Here is a 13,294-nt window from a genome sequence, read left to right as displayed (position 1 = left end):
GGGCAAGTCCATCATCCGCGTCACCCCCGAGCGGTGGGGCCCGGTGGCCACGGGCGGCTTCCCGGCACGGCTGGCCCCCGACAACTGACCACCCCTCACACCAAGCCGACGGACGGAGTCCGGCGCAGCACCTCGAAGCCTGCGCAGCAGCGCGAGAGGCGCAGACAAAAAGGGGCCCGGGCGGCCATGCTGAAGCAGGGCAAGTCCATCATCCGCGTCACCCCCGAGCGGTGGGGCCCGGTGGCCACGGGCGGCTTCCCGGCACGGCTGGCCCCCGACAACTGACCACCCCTCCAAGCCTGTGCAGCAGCGCGAGGGGCGCAGACAAGGTGTCGGGGGGTGGTCAGCCGCGGGCGACCATCGCCTCGATGCCGGCGATCAGCAGGTCCAGGGCGAAGGCGAAGTCGCGGTCCAGCATCTCGTCCACCGTGTCACCGCCGCGTGCCGCCATGAGGTCCTTGGACTCCTGCATCACGTCGGCGGTGCCGGGGACCTCGTCCACCATGGACATGGCCTGCTCGAAGTACTCATCGGGGCTGAGCCCGGTGTCCGCGATCCGGGCGAGGAAGTGCCCCTCGATCGTGCCGAAGCCGTACACGAACTGGAAGACGGCCGAGATCGCCCCGGTCACCCCGTGCGCCGGCAGCCCCGCCCGGCGGACGACCCGCTGGACCACACGGGAGAACGCGAGCGCGTTCGGGCCGATGTTCAGGTAGCGCCCGGCCAGCGGGGACAGCCAGGGATGCCGGACCAGCAGCCCCCGGTACGCGGCGGCCAGCGCCCGCAGCTGCTCCCGCCAGTCCTCGTCCGTGTGGGCCGGGTCGGGCAGCCGCAGCTCGGCGTAGGTCGCGTCCAGGGCGAGTTCGAGCAGGTCGTCCTTGGTGTCGACGTACCAGTACAGGGACATCGCGGTGACGTTCAGCTCGGCCGCCAGCCGCCGCATGGAGAACTTGGCGAGCCCCTCCGCGTCCAGCAGCCGTACGGACGCCTCGGTGATCCGCTCCCGGTCGAGCCCGGAGGGCTGCCCACTGCGCCCACCGCGCCGGGCCCTGCCCTCCCGCCACACACTGTCCCGCGCCGACCGACCTGCCTGCTTCGTCACCGGCGGCCCTTCTCCTCGTTTGCGCTCACTGTCCCAACCTAGGGGCGCGAGGAACTGCGCGACCAGCCACAACGCACCCGCAGTCGCCCGACTACCCCATCCCCCGAGCTGCTAGGCGGACACCCGCTCCGCCCGCCGAAGCAATCCCGCTGCCAGGAATCCTCCGACGAGCACCGCAACGGCCCCCACCAGCTGACCCGCGCCCAGACCATCGGCCAACGACTCCCCCGACGCCACGGAAGAGCTGAGCACGGCACCCAGAACGGCAACACCAAGCCCGTTCCCGAACTCGGCCAACGTTCCGTTGATGCCGGCCCCCACCCCCGCCTTCTCCGGAGGAATCGCGCTCATGATGGCGTGCGCCATCGCCGGGTTCGCCACCGCGCACCCCGCGCCGATCAGCAGCAGCCCGAGCAGCGTCCCCGCATAGCCCCCGTGGTCCACCTCGGCGATGGACACCAGGCCCCCGGCCATGCAGATCATGCCGAGCGCGATCGACACCGGCGTGCCCAGCCGCGCCGACCACTTCGCCGACAGCCCGCTGAAGTTGAGCAGGACCACGGTCAGCGCCAGCGGAGCGGTCCGCAGTCCGGCCTCCAGCGGCTCGTAGCCGAGCACGAACTGCAGGTGCTGCGTCAGCAGGAACAGCGCACCGCCCATGCCGAACACGATGAGCACGGCCCCGGCGACCGCACCCGTGAACCGCCGGTCCCGGAAGAAGTGGATGTCGAGCATCGGCTCCTCGACCCTGCTCTCCCACCAGGCGAAGGCACCCAGCACCAGCACCGCCACGGCCGCCGTGGCGAGCACCCGCGCCGACGTCCAGCCGTGCCCCGGTCCGGAGATGATCGCGTAGACGAGCGCGGCCATGCCGATGGTGGACAGCAGCGCGCCCAGCAGGTCCGGACGGTCACCGCGCGGGTTCTTGGACTCGGGGACGAGGGCCACCACGGCGACCAGGCCCAGCGCCGCGACCGGCAGGTTGATCAGGAAGATCGCACCCCACCAGAAGTGGTCGAGCACGAAACCGCCGATCAGCGGGCCGCCGGCGAAGCCCAGCGCGTTGACCGCGCTCCAGATGCCGATCGCCTTCGGCTGCTCCTCGGAGGAGAAGATCTGCATCGCCACGGCGAGCGTGGTCGTCATCAGCAGCGCGCCGCCGATGCCCATGCCGGCCCGCGCGGCGATCAGCTGGGAGGTGCTGCCGGCGAGCCCGGCCACGAGCGAGCCGACGCCGAACAGGGCGAGCCCCGTGACCAGCATCTTCTTGCGGCCGTAGCGGTCGGCGGCGCTGCCGGCGGTGAGCAGCAGGCCGGACTGCACCAGGGAGTACGCGTTGATCATCCACTGGATGTCGGAGGTCTTCGCGTGCAGCTCGCGGGTGAGCGAGGGGATGGCCACGTTCAGGACGGTGTTGTCGAGCAGCACGGTGAGCTGCGCGAGACAGATGACGCCGAGGATCAGCCAGCGCCGGGGATGGCCTTGGGATGGGGACATGCCGTACACCGTATAGCGGATGCTATACGGTGTACAACGCATTTTCCGGTCGGTGTCGGTCCCCTGTCCTCGGTCGCTCGCCTCAGTCGCTCGCCTTCTGGGTGAGGTCGTAGAACGTGGCCGACCCCACCGTCACCTTCTTGAAGGTGCCCTGGACCCAGGAGCTGATCCGGGAGGCCGTACCGCTGTTGCCGCCGCCGCCCATGCCGCCACCGGCGATGAAGTAGTGGATCTTCCCTTCCTCGACGTACTTCTTGAACTGCGCCAGCGTCGGGGAGGGGTCGGTGCCGTTGAAGCCGCCGATCGCCATGACCGGGTCGCCGGTGGCGAGCTGGTAGCCGGCCGCGTTCTGGGAGCCGACGGAAGCGGCGACCCAGGTGTACGTCCCGGCGTCCTTCTCCAGCAGCTTCCTGGCCTCGGACGTCACGTCGGCGCCGTTCAGCAGGCCGCCGACGCCACCGGCACCACCGCCCTCGCCCATCCGGCCGCCACCGGGAAAGCCGTTGCCGGTGCCGTTCTGCCGACCCTGCTGGCCCTGCTGACCCTGCTGGCCGTTCCGGCCCGGCACGCCGCCGCCGGGGAAACCGCCCCCCGGGAAACCGTTGCCCTGCTGGTTCTGCTGACCCTGCTGGTTCTGCTGACCCTGCCGGCCGTTCTGCCCGCCCGGCACGCCCCCGCCGAAGCCGCCCCGCATACCGCCACCGCCGCCGGGACCGCCGCCCCGGCCGCCCATCACACTGGCGCCCGCCGGACCGGCCGTGACGATCGAACCGGTGTGGCCCTCCTGGAGCGTGCTCAGGGTGTACGCCGTCGGTCCGGCCAGCGCGGCCACGAGACCCACCGCCGCCGCCCCGAGGGCGAGCTGACGGGAGATCCGGCCGGCGAAGACCAGGCCGAGCGCCGCGGCCAGCCCGCCGATCAGGACCAGCCACTTCAGCCAGGGCAGGTAGTCGGGGGTCCGGTTGAGCAGGACGTACCCCCAGGCCGCCGCCGCGACCACGGACGTGGCGAGGGTGATCGACGCCCACGGCTCCCGCCGCCGCTCCCACAGCAGCCCGGCGCCCATGCCGACGACGGCCGCGAGGTAGGGGGCGAGGGCCACGGTGTAGTACTGGTGGAAGATGCCCGCCATGTAGCTGAAGACCACCATGGTCGTCAGCAGCGAGCCGCCCCAGACCAGGAACGAGGCGCGGGTGACGGACGTCCTGCGCAGCCTGCGCGTGGCCACCAGGCCGGCGGCGAGCAGGATCAGCGCCGCCGGCAGCAGCCAGGAGATCTGGCCGCCTACCTCGGAGTTGAACATCCGGTTCCAGCCGGTCTCGCCCCACATGCCGGTGCCGCCGCCGCCACCGCCGCCTCCCACGCTGCCGGTCTCCTCGCCGTTGAGCCGGCCGAGCCCGTTGTAGCCGAACGTCAGCTCCAGGAAGCTGTTGTTCTGCGAGCCGCCGATGTACGGCCGCGACGAGGCCGGCCACAGTTCAACGACCGCGACCCACCAGCCGCCGGAGACGACCAGCGCGAGCGTCGCCGCCGCCAGCTGCCCGAACCGCTTCTTCAACGACACCGGCGCGCACACCGCGTACACGAGCGCCAGCGCCGGCAGGATCAGGAACGCCTGGAGCGTCTTGGCGAGGAACGCGAAACCGATCGCGACCCCGGCCCACACCAGCCACTTCGTACGGCCGTCCTCCACGGCCCGGACGACGAGGTAGCAGGCCACGGACATCAGCAGGGCCAGCAGGGCGTCCGGGTTGTTGAACCGGAACATCAGCGCCGCGACGGGCGTGAGCGCGAGCACCGCACCCGCGATGAGACCGGCCGCGGGGCTGAACCGGCGGCGCACGGCCGCATAGACGACGGCGACGGTCGCCACGCCCATCAGCACCTCGGGCGCGAGGATCGCCCACGAGTGCAGGCCGAAGATCCGCACCGACAGCGCCATCGGCCACAGCGAGGCCGGCGGCTTGTCGACGGTGATGGCGTTGCCCGCGTCCAGCGAGCCGAAGAAGAACGCCTTCCAGGACGCGCTGCCCGCCTGGACGGCCGCCGAGTAGAAGGAGTTGGCGTAGCCGGAGGCGCTCAGGTCGTACAGGTAGAGCAGGAGGGTGGCGGCCAGCAGGCCGAGCAGGGCCGGGCGGGCCCAGCGGGGGTCCTCGGGCCGGCCGCGCCACACTCTGCGCAGCAACGGCAGCTCGGCTTCCCGGGCCCCGGGGGCCTGCGGGGCCGCGGCCGGGGGCGGTCCCCAGACGGTCGTACCGGTCATCGGGCGTCCTCCGGATCAGTGTCGTGCGGACGCACCGCCTGCAACCGCATGGTGGCGTCGGCGGTGTCCGTCCAGTTGCCGTCCGCGGCTTCACCGGCGCGGAAACGGGTGGTCTGGCAGGGCTGTTCGTACGGCCGCCCGTATGTCTGCTGCCGGTACGGCACCGGGCGGTGCGGCAGCGGGGCGTACGGCGCCGGGGTGCGGTTCGCCGGCGCGGACGGGAGGTGCGCGGCGGCCACCGGGGACGGCTCGGCCTCCCCCCGGTCCGGGAAGACCCAGGCGCGGAAGAGCAGGAAGCGCAGCACGGTCGCCGCCAGGTTGGCCGCGATCAGCACCGCCAGCTCGGTCGAGTGCGCCGGGCTGCCGCCCGCCGCGTCCAGGGCGGCGAGCGAGCCGCTGGTCAGGGCGAGGCCGATACCGAAGACGACCAGGCCCTGCGCCTGGTGCCGGACCGCGCCGCCCCGGCCGCGCACGCCGAAGGTGAGCCGGCGGTTGGCGGCCGTGTTGGCTGTCGCGGAGACCAGCAGCGCGAGCGCGTTGGCGAGCTGCGAGCCGGCGAACTGCCGGAACACGCTGTACAGCAGCAGGTAGAAGAGGGTGGACAGGACACCGACCGCGCAGAAGCCGACCAGCTGACGGGCGAGTCCCTTGGGCACGTCGGCCAGGTCGCGGTCGCGCGGGTCGTCACCGAAGGGCCGGGTCAGCCGGTCCAGCGGCAGCGAACCGGTGGCCAGCGCCTTGCCGACCCGCCACACCCCCTTGAGGTCGTCGGTGGCCGTCTTCACGATGTGCACGGTGGAGTCCGGGTCGTCGACCCAGTCGACCGGCACCTCGTGGATCCGCAGGCCCGCCCGCTCGGCCAGCACCAGCATCTCGGTGTCGAAGAACCAGCCGGTGTCCTCCACCAGCGGCAGCAGCACCTGCGCCACATCGCGCCGGATCGCCTTGAAACCGCACTGCGCGTCCGAGAAGCGGGCCTGGAGCGAACCGCGCAGGATCAGGTTGTAGGCCCGGCTGACGAACTCCCGCTTGGGGCCGCGCACGACCCGGGAGGTGCGGGTGAGCCGGGAGCCGATCGCCAGGTCGGAGTGGCCGGAGATCAGCGGCGCCACCAACGGCAGCAGGGCGTTGAGGTCGGTGGACAGGTCGACGTCCATGTAGGCGAGGATCGGCGCCTCGGACGCGGACCACACCGTCCGCAGCGCCCGCCCCCGCCCCTTCTGCTCCAGGCGGAAGTTGGCGACCTCGGGGATCTCCGCCTCCAGCCGCGCCGCCACCAGCGGGGTGGTGTCCGTGGAGGCGTTGTCCGCGATCGTGATGCGGAACGCGTATGGGAAGGTGCACGTGAGGTGCTCGTGCAGTCTGCGGACGCACGGCTGGAGGTCCTTCTCCTCGTTGTAGACGGGGATCACTACGTCCAGGACAGGGGTTCCGGCGTCTGTGGCCGGGAGGTGCTCCCGCGCCGGCAGGGTGCCGGGAGAAGAGTCGGTTCGCATGCACCGACTCTCGTCAGGCGCCCTGTCGCACCCATGTGGTGGCACTGTGCTGTGCCTGTGAGTCCGACTGCCAGCTCATTTCGGGTTCCGGCCGGGGAGCCGCCGGGCCGAGCGCGGGCAGGTGCACGGTGAACACCGTGCGGCCCGGGACACTGTCCACGGTCACGGCACCGCCGTGCGCGGCGGCCACGGCCTGCACGATGGCGAGCCCGAGCCCCGTGGACCCGGTGGCCCGGGACCGCGCCGAGTCGCCGCGGGCGAACCTCTCGAAGACGTGCGGCAGCAGATCCGCCGGGATGCCCGGCCCGTTGTCCTCCACGTCCACGCACATCCACGGCCCGCGCCGCTGCACCCGCGCGGTGACGGTCGTACCGGGCGGGGTGTGGTTGCGGGCGTTGCCCAGCAGGTTGACCAGCACCTGCTGCAGCCGGGCCGCGTCCGCCGACACCGGCGCCGGCTCGTCGGGCAGATCGAGCCGCCAGTTGTGACCCATGCCGGCCGCGCGGGCGTCGCTGATGGTGTCCACGACCAGCGGGATGAGATCGGTCTGCTCGAACTGCAACGGCCGTCCGGCGTCCAGCCGCGCGAGCAGCAGCAGGTCCTCCACGAGGAGCGTCATCCGCCCGGCCTCGGACTCGATCCGCCCGAGGGCGTGCCGGGTGTCCGGTCCGACCTGCTCGCGCCCGCGCCGGGTCAGCTCGGCGTACCCGCGGATGGAGGCGAGGGGCGTGCGCAGCTCATGGCTGGCGTCGGCGACGAACTGCCGTACCCGTGTCTCGCTCTGCTGCCGGGCGTGCAGGGCGCCGTGCACATGGTCGAGCATGCGGTTGAGCGCGGCACCGACCTGGCCGACCTCGGTGTGCGGATCGCACTCCGACTCCGGCACCCGCTCGCTGAGGTTCACCTCGCCGGTGTGCAGGGGGAGTTCGGAGACCCGGGTGGCGGTGGCGGCGACCTTGCGGAGCGGGCGGGTGGCGAGGCCGACGAGCACGTAGCCGGCGATGCCGGCGGCGACGAGACCGGCGGCGGTGACGCTGACCTCGACGAGGACCAGGGTGTTGATGTTGTCGTCGGTGTCCTTGGTGGGCAGCCCGACGTAGAAGGCGTCGCTGCTGTCCCGGCCCGCCATGTACTTGACGAGGTAGTCCCCGAGCCCCGGGAGCTCCACGGTGTGCGCCTTGCCGTCCTTCGGCACCGTGCTGAGCGTCTTCTGCTGCGCCGCGCTCAGACCGACGGCCCGCGACTGTTTGAAGACGCCCTGGTCGTCGTTCTGCTTCCGGGCGACGGCCGCTTTCGTGATCGAGGAGTTCTGCACGAAGGCGGCGACGGTCCCGAACGGCGTCGGCCCCTTCGTCAGCAGGTTCTGCACCTTGGTGCTCGGCGTGGAACTTTCCGGCACCCTGGGCGGCCCCGGCTCGCCATCGCCGCCCGGTGCCTGCTGCATGTGCCCGACCGCACGGACGGCGATCTCGGTGACCTTGCCGTCCAGCTGGTCGTACAGATGCGAGCGCAGCGCCAGCGTGGTGACCGTACCGATCACGGCACACACCACGGCGATCAGCGTCACGGACGCGACGACGAGCCGGGTCCGCAGGGTGCGCGGCTGTCCTGCTCGTCGCTTCAGTCGCTGCTGCGGACGCGGCCGTCGTCGCCCGCTCATGACGCGGCGGGCTTGATCAGATAACCGGCTCCACGCCGGGTGTGGATCATCGGCTCCCGTCCGGCGTCGATCTTGCGCCGCAGATAGGAGATGTACAGCTCGACCACGTTGGCCTGCCCGCCGAAGTCGTACGACCACACACGGTCCAGGATCTGCGCCTTGCTGAGCACCCGCCGGGGGTTGCGCATGAGGAAGCGCAGCAGCTCGAACTCGGTCGCGGTCAGGTGGATGGACTCCCCGGCCCGCGAGACCTCGTGGCTGTCCTCGTCCAGGGTCAGGTCCCCGACGACGAGCACGGAGTCCGACCGCCGGTCGGCCGCCCCGGACCGCCGGATCAGCCCGCGCAGCCGCGCGACGACCTCCTCCAGGCTGAACGGCTTGGTGACGTAGTCGTCGCCGCCCGCGGTGAGCCCGGCGATACGGTCCTCCACCGCGTCCTTGGCGGTCAGGAAGAGGACGGGCACATCGGGCAGCTCGCGCCGCAGCCGCCCGAGGACGGCGAGCCCGTCCATGTCGGGCAGCATCATGTCGAGCACGACGGCGTCGGGCCGGAACTCACGGGCCGTCCGGATGGCCCCCTGCCCGTCCCCCGCACTCCTGATCTGCCAGCCCTCGTAGCGAAGGGCCATGCTCAGCAGTTCGGTGATCGACAACTCGTCGTCCACCACAAGCACTCGGACGGGGCTCCCGTCCGGCCTCAGCAGTTCGGTGCGCCCCTGGGGCGAGGTCGTGGTCATGATGGACACCTTGTCGGGGCCCTCTGAGAACACGCTTTCACGAATCTGTGATTTCCCTGAGAAACACACAGGCGCCTCTCAGGGAATCCCCGGGTCAGAACAAGCCGTCCGGCTCCCGCCTGAACTCCCGCACGGGAAAGCCGCATCCGACGTCCGCCGGCCCCGGCGGCACCAGCTCCCAGCCGGCCATCAGCCGGGTGTCCAGGACCACGACCCCGCGACCGCCGACCGCCAGGTGCAGATCGGGCCCGGCCGCCGCGACCAGTTCCCCGCCCACGCCCCCACCGGGCACCAGCTCCACGACCTCACCGAACGCCTCCGGCCCCCCGCCGATCCCGAAAACGCTTACGTGATCCACGACTTCGCAGGGCTCCGGCCGCAGGGACTCCGGCCACCCGGCCAGCGCGACGGCCCGCGCGTGCAGCTCCCGCACCTCGGCGGCCCGCTCCTCCTGAGTCACCGGCAGGGCGGCCCGCGCCGCCCGCTTCTCGGCGTACGGAATCCGGTCCGGCACCCGCAGCGCGGCCCGCAGCAGCTCCTCGGTGCGCCGCGCGGCCATCAGCGGTCCGGTGCCCAGCCAGCTGAAACACACGGCCCCCTGTTCCAGCAGCCGCGCCGGACCCCGCTCGACGGCGGTGATGCCGACCTTCACCATCCCCGGACCGAACCACGCCAGATACACGCGGTACGGCCGGGGATCGTCGGCGATCGTGTCGGCGGCCACGGAGTGCGCCCGGTCCAGCCGCGCGCACTCCTCGCACCGGGCCCCCGTACTCCGCCCCGGCACGACCGCCCCCACCGCACAGGCGTGCCCCCGCGCCCCGACACACCTGCGCACACCCCCCTCCGGCACGGCGAACGCGACCCGCTTCCCCCGGGGCAGCGCACTACGCCGCCCGCCGTCCCACTCCAGCTCCGGACCGCCTGCCGCCCACCGCAGTCCCGTGCATCCCCAGACCTGTGCCATCACTCGTGAGGGTAGAGGTCGGGTCTGACAATGGATGCGGGCGGCAGGGACGGGGACGGTGAGGAGTTGCCGGCGGGCAGGGCGTGGTGATCGTTGGCCAGCCGGAAGCCGGGGTCGGCGATCAGCAACTGTCGTTCGAGGAAAGCTCGTTCACTCGACAGGGGACAGAGGGATCGATTCCGCAGGGATCGATTCGGCGGGAATCGCGCCCGGCGCCGAGGCCGAGGCCGGTGCCTCGGTCGGCCGCCTCCGCCCCCGCCCCGCAAGCCGGCACCCGACGCACCCGGCGTGCCCCTCCCTCGCCTGCGCGTCCCGGACCCGCATGCCCCACTGCTCCCGCGGCCGTACGCCGGGCGGCTTCCCCCAGCCGGACAGGTGCAGGAGCCAGGTCACCAGAACGCTGACCGCCACCACGGCCAACCCGCCGACGACCAGCGGCAGCGAGGCCGCGCACACCCCCCACCCCACCACCGCGCTTCCCGCGGTCGCGATGGCGACGCCGGTCCAGCCGGCGATCGTGTGACCCTCGTCGTACAGACTCATGGAACGCCTCCACGGGACGAACCCGTTCCCTCACGGGCTAAGAAGTTTACGCTCCGAATATCTCACGAACTAAGGGATTGCGAAAGATGCACGGCACGCCGCGCCCGCCCGCCACGCCGGCCCAGGCGCTGTCGGCGATGGACCACCTCATCGCCGCCCACCTCATCGGACAGCAGGAGCTGGCCCGGCGGCTGGGCCTCAACGTCACCGACCTGACCTGTTTCGGCTTCGTCCTGGAGGCCGGCGAGGACCTGTTGACGGCGGGCGACCTCGCGGCCCGGGCCCACGTCACCACGGGCGCGGTGACCGGCATCCTCAACCGCCTGGAACGCGCCGGCTACGTCACCCGCCGCCCCGACCCCACGGACCGCCGCCGGGTCCGCGTGGCCGCCGTACCGGACGCCGTCACCCGCGTCGAGGCGGTGTACGCCGGCCACTACAAGCGCCTGACGGCCCTTTTCGCCGACTACTCCCCGGACGAACTGGCGATCATCACCGAGTGGTTCACCCGTGCCACCGGCCTGGCCCACGAATACCTGGAGAAGCTGAACCGCAACGACCCGGCCGAGGAGTGCTGACCCCACGATCTTCAGCGGCGATGGCGGCGGGCGAGCCGGTCGCCTTCGCCTCGAGGGAGAAGGCGGCGCAATGCAAGAGGCCCCGGATCTCTCCGGGGCCTCATGTCCGTGTGCACTCGACAGGATTCGACCAACGGTCTCTGTGTGCCGTCGTTGCCGTCAGGGACGGTGCCGTCGTTGCCGTCAGGGACGGTGCCGTCCTCACGGTGTGAGGACGACCTTCTCGCAGTGGTCCTTCTTGTTCTTGAACAGGTCGTAGCCGGTCGGTGCCTCGGTCAGGGGCAGTCGGTGGGTGATGATCCGGGTGGGGTCGATCTTGCCCTGCTCGATCATGCCCAGCAGCGGTTTCATGTACTTGTGCACATGGCACTGCCCGGTGCGCAGGGTCAGGGACCTGTTCATCCAGGCACCCGCCGGGAACTTGTCGATCAGTCCGCCGTAGACGCCGATGACCGACACCACGCCGCCGCTGCGGCAGGACAGGATGGCCTGGCGCAGGGCGTGTGGCCGGTCGGTCTCGGAGCGGACCGCCTGCTTGGCCCGGTCGTAGAGGTGGACGTGGGAGGCGCCGTGGGTGGCCTCCAGGCCGACCGCGTCGATGCACTTGTCGGGGCCCCGTCCGCCGGTGAGTTCGAGCAGTGCCGAGCGTACGTCGGTGTCCTCGAAGTTGATGGTGGCGTAGCCCTGGGCGGCGGCCATGTCGAGCCGGTAGGTCTCCTTGTCGATCGCGATGACCTTCTCCGCGCCCAGGACCCGGGCGCTGTCCATGGCGAACTGGCCGACCGGACCGGCGCCCCAGACGGCGACGACGTCACCTTCTTGGATGTCGCACATCTCGGCGCCCATGTAACCGGTCGGCAGGATGTCGGACAGGAACAGCACCTGCTCGTCGCTGAGGTCCGACTCGATTTTGAGGGCGTTGGCGTCGGCGAGCACCACGCGGGCGTACTCGGCCTGGCCGCCGGCGAAGCCACCGGTGAGGTGGGAGTAGCCGTAGATGCCGGCGGTTGGGTGGCCGAACAACTTCTCCGAGATGCCCGCGTTGGGGTTGGTGTTCTCGCAGCACGAGTACAGCTCCGCGCGGCAGGACGCGCAGGCGCCGCAGGCGATGGGGAACGGCACGACGACCCGGTCCCCCACGTGCAGTGTGCCGTCGCTGATGCCGGGGCCGACCTCGACGACCTCCCCCATGAACTCGTGGCCCATGATGTCGCCCTTTTGCATGGTGGGGACGTAGCCGTCGAGCAAATGGAGGTCGGAGCCGCAGATCGCCGTCGAGGTGATCTTCACGATGGCGTCGCGACTGTTCAGGATCGAGGGTTCGGGGACGTCCTGTACCTCGACCGAGTTGCGTCCCGTCCAGCAGTTCGCCTTCATGCCAGGGCCTCCTTCAGTTCGTCCTCGGTCAGCGGCCTGGCCGGGTGCTGCGGGAACTCTCCGCGGGCCCGCTTGCCGCCGGGTGCACCCTCGGAGCGGACGACCTCGCCGGTCTCCGCGATCTGCTTGAAGCGGCGCAGGTCGTCATCCAGCTGCTGGTGCGGTTCCTCGCCGAAGTAGCGCGCCACGGCCTGGCCCAGCGCCCCGCCGGGCAGGTCGTAGCGGAGGGCCACCCGGATCTCCGTGCCCCGGCCGCCGGGGGCGGGCTCGAAGCGGACCTCGCCCGAGTTGTCGATGTCGGCGCCGTCCACCGACCGCCAGGCGATCAGCCGGCCGGGGTCGTCCTGCGTGGTCTCGGCGTCCCATTCGACCGCCTTGCCGAACGGCGCACTGGCCCGCCAGTGACTGGTGCGCGGACCGGTGACGCGCACCTCGTCCACGTGCACCATGAAGTCCGGCAGTCGCTTCAGGTCCTTCCAGAGGGCGTAGACCTCGTCCGGGGATTGGGTGACGGTGGTGGTCGCGGTCAGTTCCATGGGGGCGCTCCTGCGGGTGCGGGTCACGGCCGCATAGACGTCCGTGACCGTGAGGGCGGTGACCGCGGCGGTCGCGGCAACGGTGCGGCCCAGGCCGCGACCGTTGTGATTCCTCAGGGCCCGGGTCAGCATCGTCAGATCCATGAGATCGCCGCCGACGCGGCCCCAGAGCCAGGCAGGATGCGGCCGCCCCAGCAGCCCGGTCGCCGCCGCCAGCTCACGCACACCGACGGCGGTCGTGGCCGAGCGGTGCCGGAAGGCGTCGCCGACGCCCAAGGCCCGGGCGAAGCCCGCCGGGGCGACGACCTGGGGCACGCCGAGAAGCGCGCTGGCCCAGCCGAGGCCGCGGACGAGCGGATCGTGCTGGAGGCGGGAGGTGGAACGGGTGTCTGTCTTCATGAGTGTTCCCCACGTGCGGTGAGGTGAACGGAAGGCGGGCCACTTGAGCGAGAGCGCAGGCGACAGCCGCCCGTCCAACCCCGGCCGGAGCCGGGGTTGGACACTGCTCGTCGGCCGGCCCGGTGTCGGGGGAGCAGAC

The 13,294-nt window shown here is 71.6% G+C and carries 11 protein-coding genes and 2 pseudogenes; 3 read left to right on the top strand and 10 right to left on the bottom strand.

Features of this window, described 5'->3' with window-relative positions:
• Together ACIP4Y_RS23715 and ACIP4Y_RS23710 are read left to right on the top strand one after the other, a co-directional pair.
• Positions 1-88, top strand: a pseudogene (locus tag ACIP4Y_RS23715) (PPOX class F420-dependent oxidoreductase); the annotation flags it as partial.
• Between the two features lie 89 nt (positions 89-177).
• Positions 178-285, top strand: a pseudogene (locus ACIP4Y_RS23710) (PPOX class F420-dependent oxidoreductase); the annotation flags it as partial.
• 58 nt (positions 286-343) lie between these two features.
• On the opposite strand, the gene ACIP4Y_RS23705 reads toward ACIP4Y_RS23710, so the two are convergent.
• From ACIP4Y_RS23705 to ACIP4Y_RS23670, 8 genes are all read right to left on the bottom strand, one after another.
• Positions 344-1,102, bottom strand: a complete 759-nt coding sequence (locus ACIP4Y_RS23705) for a TetR/AcrR family transcriptional regulator (RefSeq protein ID WP_401396771.1) — start codon at positions 1,100-1,102, stop codon at positions 344-346.
• 111 nt (positions 1,103-1,213) lie between these two features.
• Positions 1,214-2,599 carry an MFS transporter gene (locus ACIP4Y_RS23700; RefSeq protein ID WP_401396768.1) on the bottom strand — a complete coding sequence of 462 codons (1,386 nt, stop codon included), beginning with the start codon at positions 2,597-2,599 and terminating at the stop codon, positions 1,214-1,216.
• 82 nt (positions 2,600-2,681) lie between these two features.
• Positions 2,682-4,862: an ArnT family glycosyltransferase gene (locus ACIP4Y_RS23695; protein ID WP_401396765.1), complete on the bottom strand. Its 2,181-nt coding sequence runs from the start codon at positions 4,860-4,862 to the stop codon at positions 2,682-2,684.
• Positions 4,859-6,358: a glycosyltransferase gene (locus tag ACIP4Y_RS23690; protein WP_401396762.1), complete on the bottom strand. Its 1,500-nt coding sequence runs from the start codon at positions 6,356-6,358 to the stop codon at positions 4,859-4,861. The genes ACIP4Y_RS23695 and ACIP4Y_RS23690 overlap by 4 nt, the downstream gene beginning before the upstream one ends.
• A 13-nt stretch (positions 6,359-6,371) precedes the next feature.
• Positions 6,372-8,018 carry an ATP-binding protein gene (locus tag ACIP4Y_RS23685; protein ID WP_401396759.1) on the bottom strand — a complete coding sequence of 549 codons (1,647 nt, stop codon included), beginning with the start codon at positions 8,016-8,018 and terminating at the stop codon, positions 6,372-6,374.
• Positions 8,015-8,755 (bottom strand): response regulator transcription factor, encoded by a 741-nt coding sequence (locus ACIP4Y_RS23680; RefSeq protein ID WP_358640909.1) that lies wholly within the window; start codon positions 8,753-8,755, stop codon positions 8,015-8,017. The genes ACIP4Y_RS23685 and ACIP4Y_RS23680 overlap by 4 nt, the downstream gene beginning before the upstream one ends.
• A gap of 94 nt (positions 8,756-8,849) precedes the next feature.
• The gene (locus ACIP4Y_RS23675; protein WP_401396755.1) at positions 8,850-9,722 is read right to left on the bottom strand and encodes a DUF2797 domain-containing protein; all 873 of its coding nucleotides are present in this window, start codon (positions 9,720-9,722) and stop codon (positions 8,850-8,852) included.
• Positions 9,723-9,872: 150 nt separating this feature from the next.
• A complete protein-coding gene (locus tag ACIP4Y_RS23670; RefSeq protein ID WP_401396752.1) occupies positions 9,873-10,265 on the bottom strand; it encodes an HGxxPAAW family protein in 393 nt (130 codons plus the stop codon).
• A gap of 86 nt (positions 10,266-10,351) precedes the next feature.
• On the opposite strand from ACIP4Y_RS23670, the gene ACIP4Y_RS23665 reads away from it, so the two are divergent.
• A complete protein-coding gene (locus tag ACIP4Y_RS23665; protein ID WP_358640904.1) occupies positions 10,352-10,843 on the top strand; it encodes a MarR family transcriptional regulator in 492 nt (163 codons plus the stop codon).
• Between the two features lie 201 nt (positions 10,844-11,044).
• Here ACIP4Y_RS23665 and ACIP4Y_RS23660 read toward each other — a convergent pair whose 3' ends face one another.
• A complete protein-coding gene (locus ACIP4Y_RS23660) occupies positions 11,045-12,220 on the bottom strand; it encodes a zinc-dependent alcohol dehydrogenase (RefSeq protein ID WP_401396748.1) in 1,176 nt (391 codons plus the stop codon).
• On the bottom strand, positions 12,217-13,155 hold the full coding sequence (locus ACIP4Y_RS23655; RefSeq protein ID WP_401396745.1) for an SRPBCC family protein: 939 nt from the start codon (positions 13,153-13,155) through the stop codon (positions 12,217-12,219). Before ACIP4Y_RS23655 ends, ACIP4Y_RS23660 begins: the two co-directional genes overlap by 4 nt.
• Positions 13,156-13,294 lie beyond the last annotated feature (139 nt).

The sequence above is a fragment of the Streptomyces sp. NPDC088810 genome, from assembly GCF_044750305.1.
Classification (GTDB): Bacteria; Actinomycetota; Actinomycetes; order Streptomycetales; family Streptomycetaceae; genus Streptomyces.
This window is presented reverse-complemented; position numbering and strand designations above follow the sequence as displayed.

What these genes read in the sequence shown, in the direction of transcription:
- ACIP4Y_RS23660 (WP_401396748.1), bottom strand. Translation starts at nt 12,220, where the DNA reads ATGAAGGCGAACTGCTGGACGGGACGCAACTCGGTCGAGGTACAGGAC.
- ACIP4Y_RS23655 (WP_401396745.1), bottom strand. Translation starts at nt 13,155, where the DNA reads ATGAAGACAGACACCCGTTCCACCTCCCGCCTCCAGCACGATCCGCTC.
- ACIP4Y_RS23670 (WP_401396752.1), bottom strand. Translation starts at nt 10,265, where the DNA reads ATGAGTCTGTACGACGAGGGTCACACGATCGCCGGCTGGACCGGCGTC.
- ACIP4Y_RS23695 (WP_401396765.1), bottom strand. Translation starts at nt 4,862, where the DNA reads ATGACCGGTACGACCGTCTGGGGACCGCCCCCGGCCGCGGCCCCGCAG.
- ACIP4Y_RS23700 (WP_401396768.1), bottom strand. Translation starts at nt 2,599, where the DNA reads ATGTCCCCATCCCAAGGCCATCCCCGGCGCTGGCTGATCCTCGGCGTC.
- ACIP4Y_RS23675 (WP_401396755.1), bottom strand. Translation starts at nt 9,722, where the DNA reads ATGGCACAGGTCTGGGGATGCACGGGACTGCGGTGGGCGGCAGGCGGT.
- ACIP4Y_RS23690 (WP_401396762.1), bottom strand. Translation starts at nt 6,358, where the DNA reads ATGCGAACCGACTCTTCTCCCGGCACCCTGCCGGCGCGGGAGCACCTC.
- ACIP4Y_RS23665 (WP_358640904.1), top strand. Translation starts at nt 10,352, where the DNA reads ATGCACGGCACGCCGCGCCCGCCCGCCACGCCGGCCCAGGCGCTGTCG.
- ACIP4Y_RS23685 (WP_401396759.1), bottom strand. Translation starts at nt 8,018, where the DNA reads ATGAGCGGGCGACGACGGCCGCGTCCGCAGCAGCGACTGAAGCGACGA.
- ACIP4Y_RS23680 (WP_358640909.1), bottom strand. Translation starts at nt 8,755, where the DNA reads ATGACCACGACCTCGCCCCAGGGGCGCACCGAACTGCTGAGGCCGGAC.